Origin of the sequence: Larkinella knui (assembly GCF_003858645.1) — a bacterium.
In the GTDB taxonomy this organism is placed as follows: domain Bacteria; phylum Bacteroidota; class Bacteroidia; order Cytophagales; family Spirosomataceae; genus Larkinella; species Larkinella knui.
Map to the genome: position 1 here is coordinate 445,440 of NZ_RQJP01000006.1, position 22,383 is coordinate 467,822.

Annotated in this window: 15 protein-coding genes and 2 pseudogenes; 4 read left to right on the plus strand and 13 right to left on the minus strand. The window is 53.2% G+C overall.

Features of this window, described 5'->3' with window-relative positions; genetic code table 11:
- Positions 1-531: 531 nt before the first annotated feature.
- The 4 genes from EHT87_RS27860 to EHT87_RS27875 form a co-directional block, all read right to left on the minus strand.
- Positions 532-921, minus strand: a complete 390-nt coding sequence (locus EHT87_RS27860; RefSeq protein WP_124910055.1) for a hypothetical protein — start codon at positions 919-921, stop codon at positions 532-534.
- A gap of 53 nt (positions 922-974) precedes the next feature.
- Positions 975-1,838: a DUF4190 domain-containing protein gene (locus EHT87_RS27865; RefSeq protein ID WP_124910056.1), complete on the minus strand. Its 864-nt coding sequence runs from the start codon at positions 1,836-1,838 to the stop codon at positions 975-977.
- A 155-nt stretch (positions 1,839-1,993) separates the two neighbouring features.
- Entirely contained in the window at positions 1,994-2,629 is a 636-nt protein-coding gene (locus tag EHT87_RS27870) for a response regulator transcription factor (protein WP_124910057.1), read from the minus strand.
- A gap of 10 nt (positions 2,630-2,639) precedes the next feature.
- Positions 2,640-4,628: a tetratricopeptide repeat-containing sensor histidine kinase gene (locus EHT87_RS27875; RefSeq protein WP_124910058.1), complete on the minus strand. Its 1,989-nt coding sequence runs from the start codon at positions 4,626-4,628 to the stop codon at positions 2,640-2,642.
- Positions 4,629-4,828: 200 nt separating this feature from the next.
- Here EHT87_RS27875 and EHT87_RS27880 point away from each other — a divergent pair, with 200 nt between their 5' ends.
- The 4 genes from EHT87_RS27880 to EHT87_RS27895 all read left to right on the plus strand — a co-directional run bounded on the left by EHT87_RS27880 (position 4,829) and on the right by EHT87_RS27895 (position 10,818).
- Positions 4,829-7,102, plus strand: a complete 2,274-nt coding sequence (locus tag EHT87_RS27880) for an ATP-dependent helicase (RefSeq protein ID WP_124910059.1) — start codon at positions 4,829-4,831, stop codon at positions 7,100-7,102.
- Positions 7,103-7,447: 345 nt separating this feature from the next.
- Positions 7,448-8,605, plus strand: a complete 1,158-nt coding sequence (locus EHT87_RS27885; protein ID WP_124910060.1) for an acyltransferase family protein — start codon at positions 7,448-7,450, stop codon at positions 8,603-8,605.
- Between the two features lie 121 nt (positions 8,606-8,726).
- On the plus strand, positions 8,727-9,146 hold the full coding sequence (ybeY, locus tag EHT87_RS27890; protein ID WP_124910061.1) for an rRNA maturation RNase YbeY: 420 nt from the start codon (positions 8,727-8,729) through the stop codon (positions 9,144-9,146).
- A 196-nt stretch (positions 9,147-9,342) separates the two neighbouring features.
- The gene (locus EHT87_RS27895; protein WP_124910062.1) at positions 9,343-10,818 is read left to right on the plus strand and encodes a DUF4301 family protein; all 1,476 of its coding nucleotides are present in this window, start codon (positions 9,343-9,345) and stop codon (positions 10,816-10,818) included.
- 179 nt (positions 10,819-10,997) lie between these two features.
- Here EHT87_RS27895 and EHT87_RS27900 read toward each other — a convergent pair whose 3' ends face one another.
- The 9 genes and pseudogenes from EHT87_RS27900 to EHT87_RS27930 form a co-directional block, all read right to left on the minus strand.
- Entirely contained in the window at positions 10,998-11,468 is a 471-nt protein-coding gene (locus EHT87_RS27900) for an RrF2 family transcriptional regulator (RefSeq protein ID WP_229321409.1), read from the minus strand.
- Between the two features lie 430 nt (positions 11,469-11,898).
- The gene (locus EHT87_RS27905) at positions 11,899-13,248 is read right to left on the minus strand and encodes a beta-helix domain-containing protein (protein ID WP_124910063.1); all 1,350 of its coding nucleotides are present in this window, start codon (positions 13,246-13,248) and stop codon (positions 11,899-11,901) included.
- A 56-nt stretch (positions 13,249-13,304) separates the two neighbouring features.
- Positions 13,305-16,112: a TonB-dependent receptor gene (locus EHT87_RS27910; RefSeq protein WP_124910064.1), complete on the minus strand. Its 2,808-nt coding sequence runs from the start codon at positions 16,110-16,112 to the stop codon at positions 13,305-13,307.
- Between the two features lie 422 nt (positions 16,113-16,534).
- A complete protein-coding gene (locus EHT87_RS27915) occupies positions 16,535-17,404 on the minus strand; it encodes a M23 family metallopeptidase (RefSeq protein ID WP_124910065.1) in 870 nt (289 codons plus the stop codon).
- 20 nt (positions 17,405-17,424) lie between these two features.
- Positions 17,425-17,724: a recombinase family protein gene (locus EHT87_RS27920; RefSeq protein WP_310587583.1), complete on the minus strand. Its 300-nt coding sequence runs from the start codon at positions 17,722-17,724 to the stop codon at positions 17,425-17,427.
- 6 nt (positions 17,725-17,730) lie between these two features.
- Positions 17,731-17,853 (minus strand): annotated as a pseudogene (locus EHT87_RS31825) (recombinase family protein); the annotation flags it as partial.
- Between the two features lie 125 nt (positions 17,854-17,978).
- A pseudogene (locus EHT87_RS31940) lies at positions 17,979-18,158 on the minus strand (IS982 family transposase); the annotation flags it as partial.
- Positions 18,159-18,216: 58 nt separating this feature from the next.
- Positions 18,217-19,926 (minus strand): hypothetical protein, encoded by a 1,710-nt coding sequence (locus EHT87_RS27925; protein WP_124910066.1) that lies wholly within the window; start codon positions 19,924-19,926, stop codon positions 18,217-18,219.
- Between the two features lie 383 nt (positions 19,927-20,309).
- The gene (locus EHT87_RS27930) at positions 20,310-22,202 is read right to left on the minus strand and encodes a heparinase II/III domain-containing protein (RefSeq protein WP_124910067.1); all 1,893 of its coding nucleotides are present in this window, start codon (positions 22,200-22,202) and stop codon (positions 20,310-20,312) included.
- Between the last annotated feature and the right edge of the window lie 181 nt (positions 22,203-22,383).

Genomic DNA, 22,383 nt, shown 5'->3' on the forward strand with positions numbered 1-22,383 from the left:
TAAAACATTCAGGACGCTCCTCCAGAGCTACGAAACACCGCCAGCCAGCCCGGGACTAGTAACAGGAAAGGCCTCCGGCCTTAAAAACGCAGAATTCGCTTCTGGTCTGCTTAAAATCAAGCCATCAATTAATACCCCAGCCTCCCCTGGCGCGGCATTTTAGTAAACAGGTCGCTATAGGTCGCTATAAAAATGCCCAGCTTAGCCGTTTGTCTTCGATAGTGGAAAAGCCCCGGAGGGGCGGTCTGTTACTAGTCACGGGCTTGGTTGGCCGTGTTTGGTAGCTCCGGAGGAGCGTCCTGAATGTTTTTTTAGACCGCTCCTCCGGAGCTACCGAATACGGCCAACCAGACCAGCACTAGTAACAGGAAAGGCCTCTGGCCTTAAAAACGCTAAATCCGCTTTTTATTTGCTGATAATTAGATAATTAACTAACAAAACAATCTCCCCAGACTTGATATTTCAGTAAGCAGTCGCTATAAAAAATGCCCAACGATTTATTCGCTGGGCATTTTTTGTGCAAAGAAAAGATCACTTTTTGGCCGACAGCGACTCACTGTTTGAAAAATACAGGGAAAACGTGGTTCCATCAATTGAACCGATGCGATCCCCGTTATCAAGCAGGTCATAGCTTGACCCACTCGACTTGCTGATGCTCAAGGTTAAAGGACTGATGTTGTTCGATATTTTCCCATTGTTATTGACGGAAAACGACACCGAAATTTGCGTATCACTGTTTTTCACGACGTTCACCGTGCCACTCACCCCCGGCTGCGGAATCAAGGTGATGCCGTTACTGACAAAACTGGTAATCTGGTAGACGCCTGCCAATTCCGGCTCCTTATCTTTCTTGCCAATTTTTTCGGGCAAACACGAGCTGACCAGCACTACCAAAAGAAAGGCAATCCACACGTTTTTCATAAGTTGAACGGGCTGGTGAAGAAAAATGGAGGGTTTAATCGGGTAGCCGACGGCTACAGCAGGATGTAGAGGAGAATGATACCGGCCGAAACAATACCGGCGATCATTCCGCCGAGGGCTAACCCTTTTCCCTTGAAACGTCCCGGTTCTTTGCGGATGCGGCTTAGGCTTAACGCCCCGAACACAATGGCCGCAGCACCCAGCAGGAAAGCGCCGTACCCCGTCAGAATGGCGAGTCCGCCCGTGGCAATGGCAACGATGGCAAACGGATCGGTTCGGGGACCATTTTGCTGGCCGTTGGTGGGGCTGTCATAGGACGATCGGCTGGAACTGCTGCTGGACGAACTGGTGGTGGCATTAAAGCGTTCGACATCGCCGTTCGTATATTTGATGCTGAGCACATCACGCTTCGAAATGGTGTAATCGGGGCCGTCCTGCCGGTCGCATTTCTTGTATTTGATCTCGTTGACGCCCACTTCTTTGATTTTTGCCTCAATGACATCGCCATTGCGCAACACAATCTGGTCGCATGATGGCGGAACGGAGCGACCCAAGCGCTTCCGTTTTACCTGCTGCCGAAAGGCAGGTCGATAAACATCCGTGGCACTCACCGGCTTCAGAGCTGGCGCTGCCGTTTCTTCCCAAACGGATTTCGCCGGGGCAGAAACCGCTTCATCGAGTGACGCCGTAAGCACAGGATCACTGGCGGACTTTGATGGCAGCTCATGGGCCGTTACACGCTGAGGAGCGCGCTCATGAGTTGGCAAATAATACGCATAAGGAGCCCGGTGACAGGACGACAGGCCGCCCAGAGCCGAAAGCACAAGGAGAAAAACAAGACTTCTATACTGGAATCCTTTGTTTTCACAGACCAGGACGGCCCGCATACCAGTAAGGACAGAAAAGAGCATTTTCATAACCGGTAGTCGTTTAGGGAGTGATTATCGTTAATCACCAGAGCAAAACTACCGGCTCGGTCCGGGGCCGACAATACCGCATTTGTATGATTTTGAAGCGTGAAACAAGGATCGCGTCGGCCATTCGCTCTTTCACTCTTTCGCACTTTCACGCTTTATTTCCTTCCCAGGTACTTGTTAACGGCTTCAATTTTGGAGTGAACCTGGAGCTTCTGGTAGATATTGAAGATGTGCTTGCGCACCGTGGTCGGGCTGACAAACAGTTCGTTGGCAACTTCCTTATGGCTGTGGCCTTTCGAAAGCCGGTCCAGGATTTCGCGCTCGCGGGTCGTCAGAATGTCCAGCTCGTTGGGCGCTGCGGGGCTGACGTAGAACGAACTGGCAATTTTTCGGGCGATGGTGCTGCTCATGGGCGCTCCGCCTTCGTGGAGTTCGGTGATCGCTTCGAGGAGCTTGTGGGGCGGGCTGCGTTTGAGAATATAGGAGTTGGCACCGGCTTTGAGGGCGTCAAAAACGGTTTCGTCCTCGTCATACATCGTACACATCATGAACTGCATGTGCGGACAGAGGGCTTTCAGATGCCGGACACAGTCGATGCCGTTCATGCCGGGCAGGTCAATATCCATCAGCACGACATCGACGCAATGGGTGGGCAAATAGTCGAGTGCCGCTTCGGCAGTCTCAAACGTAGCCTGACAACTGAAGCCCTCAGCCCCATCGACCAAAATGGCCAGCGACTGTCGAATCGGCTCCTTGTCCTCAACGATGGCTACGGTGATAGCGGTTTTCATCCGGCAATATTTACCCTTTTTTCGGTTCGATGCTATACTCCGTTTGCAGTATTTTGACGGTTGATCCGAGCGGATACGGATACGTGATTTTTACGGAAGTGCCTCCGGGCGACGACGCAATTTCGCAACTGCCGCCCGATTCACTCATCCGGTTCTGCATATTCACCAGGCCATTCCGCAACCGGGTTCGTTCATTGGGTACAAAACCGCGCCCATTGTCGTCCACTTCAATGAGCAACCGGCCGGTTTCGGGTCGAATCGTGAGCGATACCTGCGTCGCCTGCGCGTGTTTAACCACATTATGAAGCGCTTCCTTCACGGTCAGAAATACGTTTCGGCGATCAGCACCGCGGATGGTAATCTCCTGGGGTGACTCGTTGACCTGCGTCCGCAGCAGCAAACTGGTGTTGTCGATGAACTCGCTGGCGTAGGCCCGGGTATAAGCGATCAACCCGTTCAGACTGTCGTTCTTGGTGTTTAACGACCAGATAATTTCGTTCATGGTGGTGATCATGTCGGCTGAAATCGTCGAAATCTTCTCCACTTCGGGCGTCGTCGCCGTTCCCATCCGGGTTTTGACCACTTCACTCAACAGGCCGATGGCGGTCAGCGAAGCGCCCAGGTCATCGTGCATTTCTTTGGCGATGCGCAGTCGTTCTTTCTGCTGCCCCTGCAATTCCGACTGCACGACCGTCAGGGTCTGCGCCCGTTCGGCGGCCAGCAGGGCGTTGGCGGAAGCCCGCTGGCGCTGGCGGGCGTAGAGATAGGCGAATGCCAGCCCGCTGATGACGACAACGCCCACCAGAGCCGCAACAAAAAACCGAAAGTTCTGGCGTTGACGGTCCTGCTCCAGCCGGTCGATCCGGCGCTGTTTTTCGGCCAGTTTTTGCCCGGCTTCGGCCTGACGGAGTTTCACTTCATAGTCTTCCAGGAGCGCTTTGGCTTCCAGCGTCGAGAGCGAATCCTTGGTTTGCATGTACTTATCGTACCAGGGAATCGCGCCTTTGTAGTCGCCCAGGCCCAGGCTGGCATTTGCATATTCACGGTAAATATTCCGAAATTCCGACAGTCCCACCTGGTGCTGCCGGGCCAGCGCGTAGGCCTTGTCCAGCAACGATTTTGCCCGGCCATACTGCTTCATTTCATTGTACGTTTCGGCCTGTCCGGCCAGCAGATGCAGTTCCTGGAGGGGATTATTCAACCGGCGATTCAGCCGCAAAGCATTTCCGTAATAAGAAAGCGACGAATCAAAATGCGCTTGTTCCTTATGCAGATTGGCGATGTTGCCGTATAAAGTTGTCAGAAAATGAAGGTCTTTGGTTGTATCGAGCATCGACCGGGCTTTCTGAAAAGCCGCCAGCCCCGGTTGCAGCCGGTTTTGTTTGACATAAACCGCGGCCATACTCGCATAATCCAGAGCGATGTCTTGTGGTGAACTGTTCGCCAGCCGATCATACTTTAGGGCGCGGTTGAAGTACGTCAGGGCCTGCGGGTAGAGTTTTTCGGTTTCATAGATAAGGCCCAGATTCTGGTAAAGAACGGCCGCCTTCCGGCGGTTTTTATGCGCCAGCATGAACGGAGCCGCCAGCTTAAAATACCGGATGGCTTCCTTGTTTTTGCCCTGCCATTTAGCCGATTGCGCCAGCGAAAAATAGCACAGACTCCGGTATTCTTCCGACGTGTCCCGCAACGCTTTTTGCAGTCCTTCCGTGGCCAGTTTGGCCGATTCCTCGTGGCGGCCCAGCATATCGAGGAGATACGTCGTCAATCGGATGCTCTCAAAATAGCCTTTTGTGTAGCCAATTTTGCGGGAAAATGCGTAGGCTTTCCGATAATCCCGCAGCGCCTTCTCGGGCTGCTGCATTTCGATGGCTTCCGCATTTTTCAGCAACGTCATTACGTAGCTGGTATCCCGGGGGGTAACAACCGACTCCGCGGAGCTATGAACGGCAGGCAAGAGCAGACAGGAAACTAAAATCAGGAGTCGTTTAACCAGCATACGCAGCACGATTACGCTAAACCGTTGATTCGCAAAGCGAAAGAACAAAATTACCCAAAACGTCGTAAAAAAGTGTTCCTCTAACTAGGTAAACCGGACGATTCCGCCCGATCTACCGTCACCGAATTCCAATCATCCGCAACTTTTTTAGTAGTTTTGAATGTTATTTCAAGACGATTAACCTGAAGCGGAGGCTGTTGATGACGGATTATATTTCAACCTTAAATGAACCTCAGCGGCAAGCCGTGTTGCACGGCGACGGCCCGCTGATTATTATAGCTGGCGCGGGATCGGGGAAAACCCGCGTTCTGACGTACCGGATTTCCCATTTGATTGAAAAAGGCGTCGATCCCTTCCGGATTCTGGCGCTGACGTTTACCAACAAAGCTGCCGGTGAGATGCGTCACCGGATCGAGAGCGTGGTGGGCACCGAAGCCCGCAACATCTGGATGGGAACGTTTCACTCGGTGTTTGCCAAAATTCTGCGGATCGAAGCCAAGGCGCTGGGTTTCACCAGCAATTTCTCGATTTATGACACCGACGATTCCAAATCCCTGCTGCGGAGCATCATCAAGGAATTCGGTCTGGACGATAAAGTATACCGCGCCAACGTGGTTTTTGCCCGCATTTCGGGGGCCAAAAACCGGCTCGTTGGTCCGGCCGATTACCTGGCAAACCCGCTGATCCAGACCGACGACGCAGCCGCCCGGATGCCCGAAATCGGCCGGATCTACAAAGCCTACACCATGCGTTGTTTTCAGGCCAACGCCATGGATTTCGACGATCTGCTGTTCAACACGAACGTGCTTTTCCGCGATCACCTCGACATTCTGAACAAATACCAGCACAAATTCAAACACGTACTGGTCGATGAGTTTCAGGATACGAACGTGTCGCAGTACCTCATTACCCGCAAGTTATCGGCCGTCAATCAGAACATCTGCGTTGTTGGCGACGATGCCCAGAGTATTTACGCCTTCCGGGGTGCCAACATCGAGAACATTCTGAATTTCGAGAAAGACTTTCCGGACGTTCGCACGATTAAACTGGAGCAGAATTACCGCTCGACCAAAACCATTGTCAACGCGGCCAACTCGATTATTGCCCGAAACCGGGCGCAGCTGCGCAAAAGCGTTTTTACCGACAACGAAGAAGGCACGCTGATCGACGTCATTAAAGCCGCTTCCGACAACGAAGAGGGCCGGCTGATTGCCACGTCGTTGTTCGAAGCCAAGATGCAGGACGGTCTGCACAACACCGATTTTGCCATTCTGTACCGCACCAACGCGCAGTCGCGGGCGTTTGAAGAAGCCCTCCGGCGGCTGAACATCAAATACCGGATCATCGGCGGTTTGTCGTTTTACCAGCGGAAAGAAATCAAGGACTTACTGGCGTACCTGCGTTTTACGGTCAACCAGAGCGACGAAGAAGCCTTCAAACGGATTATCAACCTGCCCAAACGCGGCATTGGCGACACAACCGTGGCGAAAATTGCGGTGGTTGCGGCCGAAAACCAGGTGCCGATTTGGGAAGTGGTCAGTAACGTCACTAAATACGTCGCCGGACGCGCCGGAATTGCCATTGAATCGTTTGCCGATCTGATCAAAAGTTACCAGTTGCTGCTCGACAAGAAAGATGCCTATGATGTGGCGGCTCACGTGGCCAAAACATCCGGTATTCTGAAGGAGCTGTACGACGACAAAACCGTCGAAGGGCTGTCCCGCTACGAAAACGTGCAGGCGTTGTTGAACTCGATCAAGGAATTTGTCGACAATCCGGACAACGACGACAAGAGCCTGAGCGCCTTTTTGCAGGTGGTTTCGCTGCTGACCAGCGCCGACGAAAAAGACGACGACGGCGACAACGACAAAGTGACGCTCATGACCATTCACGGAGCCAAAGGGCTGGAATTCCGGAATGTCTACATTGTGGGCCTGGAGGAAGACCTGTTTCCGTCGCAGATGATGCTCGAAAGCCGGGCGGATCTGGAGGAAGAACGGCGGTTGTTTTACGTGGCCATTACGCGCGCCGAGAAGAAACTGACGGTTTCCTACGCCGAATCCCGGTATCATTATGGTCGGTTGAAAGTCTGCGAGCCGAGCCGGTTTTTGATGGAAATCGACCCCAACTTCCTGAAAATTGCCAAAAGCCGCAAAACCGAGCGGGAAGAAAGTCAGGAAACAACCCGGGATACGCCATCCGGTGGCTCGATGAGCTTTGTACGGAGTCTGGCCCAGAAAACCGCCCGTCAGCAAGCCCCACAACCGACGGTAGCCCACGTTCCTTCGACTGATTTTGCCCCCAGCGATACATCGAAACTGGCGGAAGGCATGCGGGTCGAGCACCTGAAATTCGGCTTCGGCCTGGTGCAGAAAATCGATCAGAATGGCAACGACCGCAAAGCCGTCATCAAGTTTGAAACCGCCGGCGAGAAGACCCTGTTGCTGAGTTTCGCCAAACTGAAGATTGTCTAACCAATTCTGATTCAAGCGGTTGAGTTGTTCACAATTGACTAAAATATACCTAGTAACGAAGTTTGTCTGATTTACCCCAGCGGGGTTATTCTGTTACTAGCCAAATCAGCCTTCTAAAGACCTTTAAGCCCCAGCGGGGCGTCCTGAAAACAGGGCGCCCCGCTCTTATTAGGCCAATCGTTTAACGTTGACTATTGACAGTTCGCCCCTCCGGGGCTCAATTCTTATTCATAAACCGTTAGTGGCCAGATTAGTAAAGCAGATCTGATCTTCTTTACAATTGCGTAGTTTTGAATCAGTATACCGGACCGCCTGTCTCCTTTTGAATCAAACGATTCCTGCCCTATGGTCACCGATGTCAACGCCGGTTCTGTACCCCTTCAGACGCAAGAAGTGGTTTCTTCCGTTAAACCCAAACGATTGCTCTCCATCGATGCCCTGCGGGGGTTCGATATGCTGCTGATTGCGGGCGGAGGTGCTTTTATCGAACGGCTTCATGGAAAAACCGGTTTAGGATGGGTCGACTGGCTGGGCGATCAGCTGACGCATCCGGCTTGGCACGGTTTCACGTTTTACGATTTTATCTTTCCGCTTTTTCTGTTTCTTTCCGGCGTTTCGCTGTCTTTTTCGCTGCAGGCTGGCGTAGAAAAGGGAGTGGAAAAATCCGTGTTATACCGGAAGGTCTTCCGCCGGTTTGTCATTCTTTATCTGCTGGGCATCCTCGATAAAAATATTCCGCTGGATCTGTTCGATCCGGCCCACATCCGATACGGGACGGTGTTGGGTCGCATCGGTCTGGCGACCCTGGTGGCCACGGTTTTGTTCCTGAACTTCTCCTGGAAACAGCGGCTCTATTGGGTGGCTGGTATTCTGCTGGCCTACTATGCCGCCCTGTTTCTGATCCCGGTTCCGGGCTTCGGCAGCGGTGATCTTTCGTTTGAAGGCAATCTGGTGGGCTGGTTCGACCGGACGTTTATGCCGGGCCGGCTGCTTCAGAAAACCTACGACGAACTGGCCTTGCTGACCCAGTTCCCGGCGCTCTGTCTGGCCGTATTGGGAACCGTGGCCGGGGAATTGCTGCAATCGGATCGCTCCGACCGGACCAAACTCACCTATCTGGTGGCACCCGGCCTGTACAGCATTGGAATCGGATTACTCTGGAGCCTGCATTTTCCGCTCAACAAGCATTTGTGGACCAGCCCGTTCATTCTGGTTACGGCCGGGATGGGCCTGTTATTCGTGGCGCTTTTTTACGGCATCATCGACGTGCTGGGCTACCGGAAATGGTCTTTTTTCTTCAAAGTCATCGGTGTCAACTCCATTGCGGTCTATCTGGCGTACCGATTCATCGATTTTAACCACACGTCCCGATTGTTGTTTGAAGGATTTTACCGGCATGCGCCCGAACCCTATCATGAATCGTTGAACGCCCTGGGAGCACTCGCGCTGGTCTGGACGTTTCTGTATATCCTCTACCGACACAAAATTTTCGTCAAAATATAGACTTGGATGGGAACACAGATTTAACGGATTAAACCGATTTACACAGATAATCCGTTAAAATCCGTCTGATCCGTTCCATCCGCGTTCCCATAATCCCCCGTCGGTTGGTTATCTTTGCGGTATGATTCGATTCTTTACGGAAGACATTCCATTTACGCTTTCCCGGAAAATACCGACCCGCCAGTGGCTCACCGCTCTGGCTTTAAAAGAAGGCTTTACCGTTGGCGAGTTGAACTATATTTTCTGTTCCGACGAGTATCTGCTTCAGGTCAACCGCGAATACCTGGAACACGATTATTACACCGACATCATTACGTTTGACAATTCGGAGGAAGAAAACCGGCTCGAAGGCGACATTTTTGTCAGCATCGACCGCGTCCGCGACAATGCCCGGCAGCTAGCCATCCCGGAAGAGCAGGAACTGCGCCGGGTGCTCGCCCACGGGCTGCTGCACCTCTGCGGGTTTGGCGACAAAACCGATGAAGAAGTAAAACGAATGCGGGAGAAGGAAGAAGAGAGCCTGGCGCGCTGGGGGTTGTAAATTAAACCGGGACGGAATAATCTCCGGCATGAATTCATGGTTTACTTTTCTACTTAGACTCGAAGCCTGGTAATTAGTAATGCATCCACCCATTTACGAACCGTCTGATCTTTTACTTTCCTACGCCTTGATTGAAACCGGCAAATTCCCGTATTTGCTATCCGTACAACAACCGCATCTCTTACCGAATTTTTCTATGCAATTTACTGAAATAGATCAGCATCAGATTCTGGCGCAAGGCGCTACCCTCGAGCAGGTTGATGAGCAAATCCAGCATTTTGTCGATAACTTTCCGTTTCTACCCGTTATCAAAGCCGCCACGGTGGGCGACGGCCTGATCCGCGTCGATGAACAGGCCCTGGCCGGTATCGTGGCGGGTTTTGATCAGAAGGCCCCGGCGCTGTCGTTGCTGAAATTTGTTCCGGCATCGGGAGCCGCCACGCGGATGTTCAAGTCGCTGTTTGCCGCGCTGGAAGGCAAAACCGATAAATCGGTGGAGGAGTTTTTCACCCGGTTGTCGGATTTCGCCTTTTACGATGCGTTAAAGGGCGTTTCGGGCGAACCGAATCAGCACGTTTTGTCGGCTTTACTCACCGAAGAAGGGCTCGATTACGGCAACCTGCCCAAAGGGCTGCTGTTGTTTCACCGGTATCCCGAAGGGCCACGTACGCCCGTGGAAGAACACCTGGTGGAAGGAGCCGCGTACGCCAATTCGAACGGCCGCGTCCGGATTCACTTCACGGTTTCGCCCGAACACCGCAGCCGGTTTGAAGATCTGATCGAGCGCGTACAACCCGATTACGAAGCCCGGCTGGGCGTTACGTTTGAAATTACATTTTCCGAACAGAAGAAATCGACGGATACGATTTCGGTCAACCCCGACAATACGCCGTTCCGCAACGCCGACGGTTCGCTGCTGTTCCGCCCGGCCGGTCACGGCGCGCTGATCGAAAACCTGAACGACATCGACGCCGACGTGGTCTTTATCAAAAACATCGACAACGTGGTGCCGGATGCGTTGAAAGAGCCGACCATTACCTATAAAAAAGTGCTGGGATCGATCCTGCTCGACATTCAACAGCAGATTTTCCGGTTTCAGGAAATCCTGGGCGACGATATGATCAGCGAAGGCTACCTGGCCGAACTCGATGAATTTCTGCGCGTGACGCTCTGCATTCTGCCCCCCGACGGTTTCGACACCTGGCTCCAGGACGAAAAAGTGGAGTATTTCCGGCGGAAACTCGACCGGCCGCTGCGAGCCTGCGGCATGGTGCAGAACGTGGGCGAGCCCGGTGGCGGACCTTTCTGGGCCAAAAACGCCGACGGTTCGGTCTCGCTGCAAATCGTGGAATCGGCCCAGATCGATCTGAATAATCCCGAACAGAAGCAGATTTTCGATCAGGCTACGCACTTCAATCCGGTCGATCTGGTGTGTGCGTTGAAAAACCGGGAAGGTGAAAAGTACAATTTGCCCGCCTACCGCGACCCGCAAACGGGTTTTATCACCGCGAAATCCAAAGATGGTAAGGAACTCAAAGCGCAGGAATTACCGGGTTTGTGGAATGGCGCGATGGCCGACTGGAATACGGTTTTCGTTGAAGTCCCGCTGATTACGTTCAATCCGGTGAAAACCGTGAATGATTTATTGCGGAAAGAGCACCAGCCGGGTTGAGTCGTTGCATGCCAGCTCCGGAGGGGCTAACTGTTAATAGCATTGGCCGTGCGCGAATATTCAAAAGCTCCGGAGGAGCGCCCTTAACTTAGGGCGCTCCTCCGGAGCTTTTTGGCTGCTTGGCAGCTATTATTTCCTATTAACAGGCTACCCATCCGGGGTAAAACCATTAATCCCGATCAATTTGCCGGGCTTTCGGTATCAATCAAATTCACCTCAACCGTCTGATGTTCGGCTTCCCGGCGGGCAAAAGCCGATAGCGTGGTTTGTTCGTAGACCGCCAGATTCGCATCCCGGACGCGTTCCATGATGGGGCGAATGGCGCAGGTCACTTCGTCGTTGCAGTCGTCGCAGCGGACGTAAAAGTTGAGCGAAACGCAGGGTGTCGGGGCAATTGGTCCGTCGATGACGCGCAACACCTGGGCGAGATTGACCCGCTCCGGATCGACGCGCAGCAGGTAGCCACCGCCTTTGCCTTTCTGGCTTTGCAGAATGCCGTGGTTACGCAGTTCGAGCAGAATCGCTTCCAGGAATTTTTTAGGAATATTTTCTTTCGCAGAAATATAAGAAATCAGTATCGGGCCCTTACCAAATTCCTCGGTAAGAACTTTTAAGGCTTTGATGGCATATTTGGCTTTCTTTGAAATCATTGCGTTACGGGTATTAGAGCGTTTCCAGGTGTCGGTTTAGTTTATACGGAGTCGTACTTCCATCTTTCCCACAATCTACGGCAAAATAAACGTCATCTCCGCTTGATTCGTGCAGACGGCGTTAAAAAGTAATGGAGTAGCTGAGAAATCGGTTCGTCGGTCTATCCGATCGTAGCGTAAAAAAGCCGGTTGATCAAACGGGCTGCGCTACCGGAAATCATTCGGTTTACGGATAGCATTCGGCCCACCATCCATACCGTTGGATGCCTACCGGTATTTACTAATAAACAGCAAGTTAATAACTTCAAAAGCGTTAGACAAGTTCGCCACCAGATTTTAGGCCGCGTAAAAAGCCGGCCCCATAAACAAGAAAAAAGCCAGAGCAAAGCTCCGGCCTTTTCGTGCGACACCAAATATAAAGAATTGAGTATTATTTTAACGTATAGTCTGTGTTCTGCGGATCGAAGTTGGTCCAGGTTTCCGTCCAGTCAGTCGTTCCGAAAGCACCCACGTACGTAGTGGCTTCCAGACCCGATGGCAGCGTGGCACCGCCCGTCAGCAGGGGCGAACCCGTTTGCACCAGAATGCCTGGCTTGCCGGTCAGGACGTTGAAGTTGGCAGGCAGTTTCAAATCCGCTTCTTTCGCACCAAACGCGTTCTTACGGCTAGCGGCTTTGATCATCGTGGTATCGGCACCCACCAGCGGCAATACCGCATTGGCCACGGACATTCCCTGATAATCGCTCTTTCCGGTTTTGAAGTTGTTCTGCGCATCAGCCGCTTCCAGTTCTAGCCCTTTCGGATAAGCCGCGGCTACGACTGTGTTGTAGATGCTGATGGCCGAGTTCCGGCGAATCCGGAACGCCGAGCGGTATTTGCTGTTCACCGCGCCAGGACCCATGAACAGACTCACGTTGCCAAATTTGGCCGAGGTCTGGGGTGCATCCTGCGAGCCGGTTCCGTCGTTGTCCGACTCAAAACCGTTCGAGTCCGAACACGTACACTGATCGGCCACCGCCGGATCGCGCAGAATCATACCGTACTGAACCGTTCCTGAAAAACCGTAATCCGTATCAAAATCGTCGTCCAATGTCCGGTAAGCCACCAAGTGCCGGGCATTTACGGTGCCACCAAACCACTCGAATGCATCGTCACCGCTGTAGGAAACCTGCACGTAGTCGATCACCGTTCCGCTACCGACACCGGCCAGCGTCAGGCCGTTGATTTCTTTGTCCGTCTGGAAAGCAATCCCGGCAAACTCGATGCGGACATACCGCAGAATACCGGAGTTGTCAGCCGCGTCGCCCGTCGCACCACCCGGTACGATCGACACTTCTTCCCCTTCGATTTTAAAATCTTTTTTGTTGGCCGGTGCTTTTCCCAAAAGAACTAAACCGCCCCAGTCACCCGCATGGCGTTGACCAGCAGCCTGATTGGACGTAAAAATAATGGGTTTCGCCTTCGTTCCGTCGGCAATGATTTTCGCACCCGGCAGAATAAACAGGGACGCTTTCGACGCCTGATCGCCTTTGATAACCGTACCCGGTTCAATGGTTAAGGTTATACCCGGCTGAACATACACAAACCCTTTCAGCAAATACTGGTTTTTGGCCGACCAGGTTGTATTGGCCGTAATATTTCCACTTACCTCGGTCAACGTACCCGGTGTCGGGACCGTACCCAGATCATCGTCATCATCATCTTTGCTACAGGAAACCATCGTGCCCAGCGTTACCACGCTTACCAGCAGTGCCAGCATCCAGGTTGTTAACTTTTTCATACTTGCTTAAATTGGTTAGTTATTAGTTGTGTATTCTCGGTAATTGGCTTGAAAACTTAGAATTTGTAGGTTATTCCCACCGTCGAATACGAGCCGCGTCGGAAACGTTGGTAGACATCATCGCTGGCCGTAATTTTCTTGTCCAGATTGGAGTCCTGAATCAGGCGGAACGGCTGGTTCAGCAAATCCTGAATACCGGCGCGAACCTCGATGTGATCGCCGATTTTCTTGGTGACCGTCAGATCGATCACGTTGCGCGGCATTTCGTAAATCGTCGGTTGTACTGATCGGTCACCCACCGCAAAAATCCGGCGGCCGATGACGTTGTAGAGCAAATTGACCTGCCAGCCCTGTTTCGGGTCCGTGTAATACACCCCGGCGTTGACCAGATACGGCGACTGCCCCTGCAACGACCGGTTGTTTTCCTGTCCGACAAACGAGTTGATGACCGAACTTTTGATCAGAGCCGCATTCAGCAAAACCGTCATGTTGTCCAGAAAACCGGACCCGCTCACACCCCGCAGCGATTTGCGCGCTTCCAGTTCGACGCCCATGCTGTAGGCGTTGTTGGCGTTGTCGACGGTGTAGGAAACCCCGCTGCCCGAGTAGTTGATTTTGGCTTCGATCGGGTTGATAAAGTATTTGTAGAAACCGGCCACCGAAATCAGTTCGCCTTCGCCCGGATAAAATTCGTAGCGCACATCGGCGTTGTGAATTTTGGCAATTTTCAGATTCGGATTTCCGACGCGCGACACGTCGTAGTTGAAGTCATAATAGGCAAACTGCGCCAGTTCGCGGAACTCCGGCCGGTTGACGGACATGCTATACGCCAGCCGGAACAGGGATTTGTCCGACAGGTTATACGACGCATTGAGCGACGGCAGCGGGCTAAAAATCGGGTTGTCGACCTTGATCGGCTGCACGCCGTTCACGACGCTTTGCAATTGCTGGCGGTTGTATTCGCCCCGGAAACCGATCGTGGCGTTAAACCGGGCCGACAGCGGAAGGTAGGCTCCCACGTAGCCCGACATCATCATATTCTGGGCGTCGTAATGATCCTGCGTGTTCGTGCCTTCGTTGTAATACAAACCGGTCGACGACAGATTGCTGCCCCGGAAAAACTGCGATGGCGACTGCGACAGAACCTCGGCGCTGACGTTATTCGGATTCACGATCCCAAAATACCGGGCTTTAAACGTCCGGTCTTTGTATTCGGCGTAAGCCCCGGCGCGTAATTTCAGAATCTGTTTGTCGTCGGTATCAGCCGGTGCGGCTTTCTTGTATTCGTAATCGACGCGGCCCGTGGTCACGTATTCGTTCAGGTTCGAATAAAACCGGGCGGCATTCTGGAACGTCGGGCTGGGTTGTTGCGGAACGTCGATGCGGAACGGCTGGTCACTGCCCTGCGGACGGCTCGACGTAAACCGGCGGTAGTCCGGCTCCTGGCGGTTGGTGTAGCCAAACCCGCCCGTCCAGCGCAACCGGCTCTGGCTGCTCAGTTCGTGCGTACCGTTCAACTGGCCGGTGTAAATGCTTTTCTGTTCGTAGCGGAAGGCATAGTTGTTCAGTTCCAGGTTGTTATCGTTGTAACCCGTCCGCAGCGTCGTTTCTTTCGTTCCCAACTGATTGAACAGGTTCCGGAATTCGATTTTCGTTCGCGGATTCAGAATCAGCGCCCAGTTGGACAGCACGCCCAGCCGCGTGTTTTCCGTCAGCAACTGATCATTGTAGGCATATTGAATGGCGCTTTTGCCGGTGGTCGGGTCGGCGGCAAAATACCGGTATTGCTCCACGTTCGAAAACGTGTGGGCGTTGGTGTAGTTGATGTTCGTAAAATTGGTCAGTTCCTTGCTGCCGATGTAAAACCGGCGGCTGAAGCCCAGTTGCGCCCGCAAATCCGGCGAAACCATCTTGTTGTTCAGCGCAAAATACGGCGACAGTGATTTGAACTTGTTGATGACCGGTTCCGACGACGCCCCAAAGGCGTTGATCCGGCGTTGCGACGGGAAATTGGACGGCAACCGGCGCGTTCCGTCGTCGAAACCAAGCCAGTCGGTTTTGCCGCCTTCATACGAACTGTGGTTCTGGAAGGTGGTATTGGCGCGGTAGGACGTGGAAAAACCGGCGTAGAAACTGTTGGCGTCGGGGATGGTTTTGGTGTAGATTTTGATGATCCCGCCCCCGAAATCGCCCGGCAGTTCGGCGGCTCCCGATTTGAAGATCAGCATCCGGTCGATGGCCGAACTCGGAATGAGGTCGAACGAGAACGCCTTGATATCCACCTCCGTCGAGGGTGTGATGACGTCGTTGAGCATGACGGTATTGTAGCGTTCGTTGAGTCCGCGAACAATGATGAAGCGGTCGTCCTGGATAGAAACGCCCGGCACCCGGCGGATGACCTGCGACGCGTCGCGGTCCTGGCTGCGGGAAATCTGCTGCGCCGAAATCCCGACGGCCACCTGCTCGATCTGCTTGATTTCGGTGATCACGGCGACTTCCGTGTTGGTGCCGCGCTGGCCCTTCACGATCACTTCGGCGAGGGTTTTGTTATCTTCGGCGAGGGCCGAGTTGATGAGCGTCATTTTCCCGGCTTCCACCCGCACGTTGTCGATGGTTTTGGTGGCGTAGGAAATGGAGCTGATTTGCAGTTGGTGAACGCCCGCGGGCACTTTGGCAATTTCGAAATTCCCTTCCACGTCGGTGACCGAGCCGATAACCGGGTTGGCCCCGACGATCTGAATGGTGGCGCCGATGATGGCTTCGTTGTTTTTGGCGTCCTTAATCGTCCCTTTGAGGGAGCCGCTCTGGGCGAGGGCGGCTAAATGGAGTACTAATAGAGCAATTGCGGTTAGTAGAAATTTCATGGTTTGGTGTCGTTTTTTGACGACCCAAAGGTAGAGCGGCTATATTACCTCAGTGTTACGGGAAGGTTATGGGAGGGTTGTGTTTTCTTTGGGGGATGAGCTTATGAAATACTTACTTAATCTATTGCTATTCAATTGTCCCGTTGTCGCTCGCGTGCCGCGAGTGACTCCTATTCAAAGGGCCTCCGGCCCGTCCTCGCCCTGGTGTAAACTTTACGCCAAAAACCGGCTTCGGGCTGGAAACCCTTTGGATAGGAATCACTCGCGACACGCGAGCGATAACGGAACGCCCGCTTCAGGCTGGTTATGCACGTGTCAATCGCTGATGTGTGGGGATACTGTCAAAAGCACCTGATTGAAAAAATAACCACCCATTAAGTGGTACCAAGAGCCAGGCAACGTCAAACGTCGTCTGGCTTTCTTTATTTCACTTCCGGTAGTTCGGCGGGATCGATCAGTAAAAAGCCGGGGTTGATACACGCTCCGTACCAGCGAACGCCAAAATGCAAGTGGGGACCCGTAACCCGACCGGTTTCCCCAACTATTCCTATTTTTTGCCCTTTCTGAACCGTCTGGTTCGCCTTTACCGTGAAACTCTTCAGGTGAAAATACTCTGAAATTAACCCGTTCCCATGATCAATATAAACCGCGTTGCCGCTGTAAAACCCATCAGTGGCCAGCAACACCCGGCCATTGCCCACACTTTGGACGGGTTTGCCCGCTGCAATGGGATAATCCTGGCCGGTGTGCCGGTCCCGTGCCTGACCATTGATCGTGCGGCAAGCGCCAAAGTTTCCTTCACCCCGGGGTAGGGGACTGGCGGGCTTTCCCACCGGCAGGTCGAAAACGGCCGGACGCACCGTCGACTGGTAGGCGATCAGGGGCCGGAGCACGGCAGCTTCACGAGCCGCCCGCGCCAGATTCTGCGGGGAAACGGTAATGTATTCCTGCTTGGGAAAATTGGTAATGTCTTCCTGGCGGCAAGGCTTTTCGGTCACCAGCAAGCGGGCGGTCTCCAACTTTCCTCCGGTGGTCCGGCGTGATATGGTGTAGTCGCCGGGCTTCATCTCCATATCAATCGGATAATAACAGGTACCATTGACGGCAGGCCAGGCCCGTTTCTCAAAACTACAGCGCTTGCAATTCCCTGCCCAGCGGGCAACTTCCCCCTGGCCAACGTGAACGGATTTTGGCGGGGTGGCTGTTTGGGTATTTTTCTGGTGAACCGGTGAAAGGGCCAAAGACAAGGCTACCCAAAAAAGGGAAAAGATTGATACAAGAATTGGATGCATGATGGGCAGGGATTAACTCGTTAAGTGTATAACCCAACGAAGCCCGGCTCTGTTTGAATACCAGTACAATCCAGTGTGGACGAGTCGGCGAATGAACGGAAAGGGCAAGCCATCGGGCCATCAGCGACCCTACGATTTCTATCCTTTTTTTCTCCACCGTTCTTTTGTTGAACCACCAACCGCTTCACCGTCTCCGCCTTGAAGAAGGCCCCTTTCCGGGTCCGAAAACCGTTCTCGTTGAGTTGCCGGGCAATGGCACTCAGATTCAGTTTCTGAAACTGGTACAGCCGGATCAGTTCCGTAGCCTGTTTGTTGGCCAGTTCCCTGCGGCTGGTCTTGCCACCGGATTCGACTTCGACGAAATCCCCAATCAGCCGTTCACTGCAATACGCATGAATACCAGTTTTCTGGGCATCGAGTCCCAAACCGGATTGTCCCTGCTTGTGGGTGCTGACCCGGTACTAAGCGACATAGTGATGTTCTGTTTTACGCACGGAAAGCGACCTGATTTTTCTCTTTTACTGCCAATAGTCATACTGCATATACCGCGCGGTTTCACTGGCGACCTCTTTGCCGCCAGGGGTTTGCTGTCGATGATGCAAAAACCGGTACGCTGGCTTTGACCACACAGCCATTTGAGTAACACAAACAACCCTGGAACCAGTCGCGGCATTCGAGCCACAAAGCGGGCGTACCTGATGAGCTTGGGGAAGTAGTCCATCAAGTGCGCTTCCACCCAATGTTGGTAATAAAAGTTAGCCCCTAAACACCCCAGGAAAAATTTTGATAATTTAGGCAGGCTGAGTTTACGATCACGAAAGGAAAAAGGTATGGTGAAACGGCGTAAACCCCGTTAGATAAACCGTTGGCGTATCCATCGCCGGAAGGGCACCCCGTAGCTGAACCCCTTTGTGTTCGACGGTCCCCGGCCCGAATTTGATCACATCGGAACCAACCGTATACGAGCCCGATTCGCCCGACAGCAGGTAGGCATTGTCTTTCTTGGGGTGTTTTGTTACCCCAGCCAGCGTGCCGCCCGCCCGAAAAATGAGTTCAAGCGCTACCGGAACCCCGGCTGTACCCACGATGTCGATCGCTATTTGCAACCCATTCGCGGTTTCCTTTATTTTCACCGTCGTGTCAAGTTTTTGGATTTCGCTCTGCCGGCGATTGGCTCTTGGCATTTTGTCCCAATCACCGCTCGGGTCAATCTGGTCGCGGGAAAACGGCTGATAATACGGGCCATCGAGGGATTTTTGCAGAACCCAGCTGTCGCCCTGTTGTTCGATCTTCGTTGAATCAAACTGCCCTTTTCCGAAGAACGTAGTGGCCATCCGCATACCCTGCAAAACCGCATTTCCTTTATGAAAGGTGAGCCAACTGGCATTATTCGACAGGAGGGTGCTATCCCAATTTCCGCGCCGGATTCGAACGACACCGGAGAAGGGAAAGGCTTTGGCGTAATTGGTCGGTAGCGGTTTGCTGGCGGGGAGTTCGCGCCAGAGCGTAGGGTCTTCCAGAAAATAATTGAGGTAGCCCGCCAGTTGCTCTTTGGGACACGTCTTCTCGATTAACCGACAGAGAGCCGCCATTTCACCGTTTTTGTCGAGCAGGGCCATGTAGCGATAGCAGTAATAGTATCTGGCCATGTTGCCAATAGTGCCCTTGTCCTGCCGGTTCGATGCTTCCGTCACGATCTCGCCATTCGGGTGAACGTAGTACAGCGTCATCATCAGGTTTTTGCGAACTGGCTCAAACAGTTCAGGTTTTTTCAGACCCCGGGCGAGGATGATCAACGACCGGTTGACAATGGGCGAATAGGTGTTGGTACTCTTTTCATTGAATTGCCCGTCGGGATCCAAATCAATATGTTCGGCGAGCCATTGATCGATGCGGTTGGTATAGCGGGGGTCGGGAAACACGTCATTTAATCTGGTCAGGGCCGCCGATACGACCCACCGGTGATTAGGGGTATGAATTCCACCTACGCTCAAGGCGTCGCCCGCCTTTTGCAAAAACGTCTTTAGTAAAGTGAGCGTTGTTTCCGAACCGTTCATCGAAGCTTGCTTCAGGAAAGTATAGGCCGGAATAATATTTTCTAACACGAAAGCCGTGTCGGGCGTTGAATGGAAATTGGTTTCCAGAAGATCAATCGTGCCATCGTCGTGCTGCATCTTCAGCAAAGCCCGAGCCGCAGCTTCCACTTCGTTTAGTAACGCTTTCGATTGATAGTGAGTGGATTCCGGACAGCCAATGAGGGTGCAGGCTCGAATGATAAACCCGGCCGTCGACTGTGGATTTGGCATGTCCATATCGTTCATGTAGCCGCCCACAAACCTGTTGGCGGGATCCGTTATCTTGATGGGTTTATAAATGGTCGCCAGTTGCTGGTCGTTGATTTTGATCCACTCAAGCAGCCACTCGGGTTTGGTGGGAGCCAGGTTGGGAAATCCAGTGGAGCTTAGGATGGGAAAAATACCAAGCGTCGTTGCGCCAAGGGCGACAAAGGTTCTTCTGTTCATTTTTTACACTGTTAGAAACGAGCAACTTTTCTCGTTTTGGCTGGGCTTAGCCGCGTGAAAGCGGTGGTTTGTTTTAAAAAGCGTTTCAGGAGCGTTCCTACTGGTAGATTGCGGTCAAAACTCAAAACTCCTGAATCGTTCTACTCAGGGGGTGACCACCATTCGTCCGCGATGTTCCATGAAGTACGCTTGCTATTTGCAGTGCCGCCCAGTATGGATACGCTAAACCCTGGACTTTTCAAGAGGTAATCCGTGTTTCTCCCGAACGTAAAGTGATACCGTTCCATGCCCAAAGCTTTTGGGATAGGTGGTCAGCTCCCGATCTGCCAGCTTGTTGTCATAGGGTACGGGCCGGGTGATGAATAACTTACTGCTTTATACAATCATTCATGGGGCCATTGAGCCAGTGGCATCATTGGTGAGACGGTTTCAGGGGGAACGTTTCCCGGAATCAAGTCCACCTTCCAGGACCGTTTCGTTTGGGGAGGAATGGTGGTTTCGAAACCTACTTGCATCGTGCCCGGATTCGCCGAATCGTGCTCATACCGGGGGCCGGTTGACCAGGTGCGCAGCGTCAACCCCGAACTGGGTTCCAGGGCGACCAGGAGCTTCCGGCCCGATTGGTGAAGGATAGCGCGATGCGAATCGATCAGCTCAACCTGCGCGCCCGTTACAAAAGCCCACCGGACCACCGTTTCCTTCGCACCGGTTTCCACTTCATCCTGCACGAGCATGGACCGCCCATCAACAAGGGCAACGCCCCGCCAGGCACGGATCAGATCGCCCGCATACAACGACGTCAAATCGGTAATGGCGTTCCGAAAGGCCGGTTGACTGGAATAACTCACGATGGGGGCAAATCCAGTCACCATTTGAGCGCCATAATTCACCACCAGGGTGTTATGCCCCATCGTTGAGTTTCGATAAACCAGCCAGCGAGGAGAATTCTGGTTTGTTTCCTGTACAGCTACGCCCGCGAGCTGTAAGGAATCCGAATTTTGGGGTCCTAAATCGATCGCCCACCGGACCCCCTGGGCCTCGGCCACAAACGAACCGATATCCATATGAGCCCCGGCCAGGGCGGGAGTTCCCGCTTTTAGGCCCATAAACAGGGCGGTTGAATCGTTCCAGGAGCTCCGGAGCAGCGCCAGGGGTGTTTGACCCCGACCCACCCACACGGAGCTTGGGGTTGGACTGGGAACAGGCCTGCTTTGGTGTTGGCTGCTCCAAATCACCAGGGCGGGAAGAAGCGCTTCCTTCTGCCAGGTAGTGGCCCCTTTGCTTACTAACTCGTTGTGCTCCTTCCACAAGGCCCACGGATTATCTGCCCGGGGAGCCAGCCAAAATTGGACGGGTTGGAGGGGAGCTTCCAGCGCCGTTTCCCCGTAATTGAAACAGTTGCCCGAAGGCGTCCGCATATGCAGGCCATAGTTAGCCGTTTTTAAAAAGCCCGGCTGATCCAGCAAGCCAAAGTCGGTCTTAAACTCGGTTTGTAACGCACTGATCAATAACGCTGTGAAGCTTGTAGCGTAGCTCCAGGCCGAATAGCTATAGGGATAAGCGCCGTCCGGCTCGTAGAGGGCTACCAATTGCCGGGTGGAGCGAATCGAACGGTTTAAGATCGAACGAGCCAGTTCGGGTTGAGACTCGTAGATGGCCAACGCCCCGAAAACCAAGCCCGTGTTAATGACTTGTCTTTGATAATCGGTGGGAACACTCCAGCTGCTGTCACGAGGAGCTAAAGCCGCTTCAAGACCCTTTTTGAGAATGGTTTTCTGGGCAAATTCCCGTTCCCGGGGCGTTAAATTAACATACAGCCAATCGTAAGCGAGGGAGGCTGCCGTGGTAAGTTCGGCCAGGTGTTCTACCTGTTCCCGATGCCAGCTAAATAGAATGAGCGCCATCCAGAATTCATGTTTTGCCCGGTCAAAATAGGCTTGCCGGCCGGTCAAACGCCAGCCATAGGCCAGGGCAAAAAGTCGCCGTAGCGCTTCCCGGACGTCGCTGTATTGTACCCGCCCCACCCGCACGGAACTCACGGCGGTCCGCTTCGTCAGGAGCAGGCTATCACACTGGGTTAAAAGATGTTGATGAACAAGCCGTAGGCTGGAATCGGATTGAACAGCCATCCGCAGGGCGGGTAGCTCACGTTGCCGCAGCAAGATTCTGGGGTGTTCCGAAAGGATCACCGCGGGCCGGATGGAATCCGGTTGTGCATACGCGGACAGTTGGCAGATTCCAATCCAGAGGAGAAAGAGGATCCCTGGCGTTCTCATGGCAGGCTTTCGATAGAAGAAGGGTTTAGGTAATAACGAAGCGCTTTTCAGGCTCGATTTACTCACCTCTATCCACGCATTTTTGGCTTACGGCCTGTCTTAGTCCTTTATTAGCACCCCGTTGTCGCTCGCGTGCCGCGAGTGACTCCTATCCAAAGGGCCTCCGGCCCGTCTCGCCCTG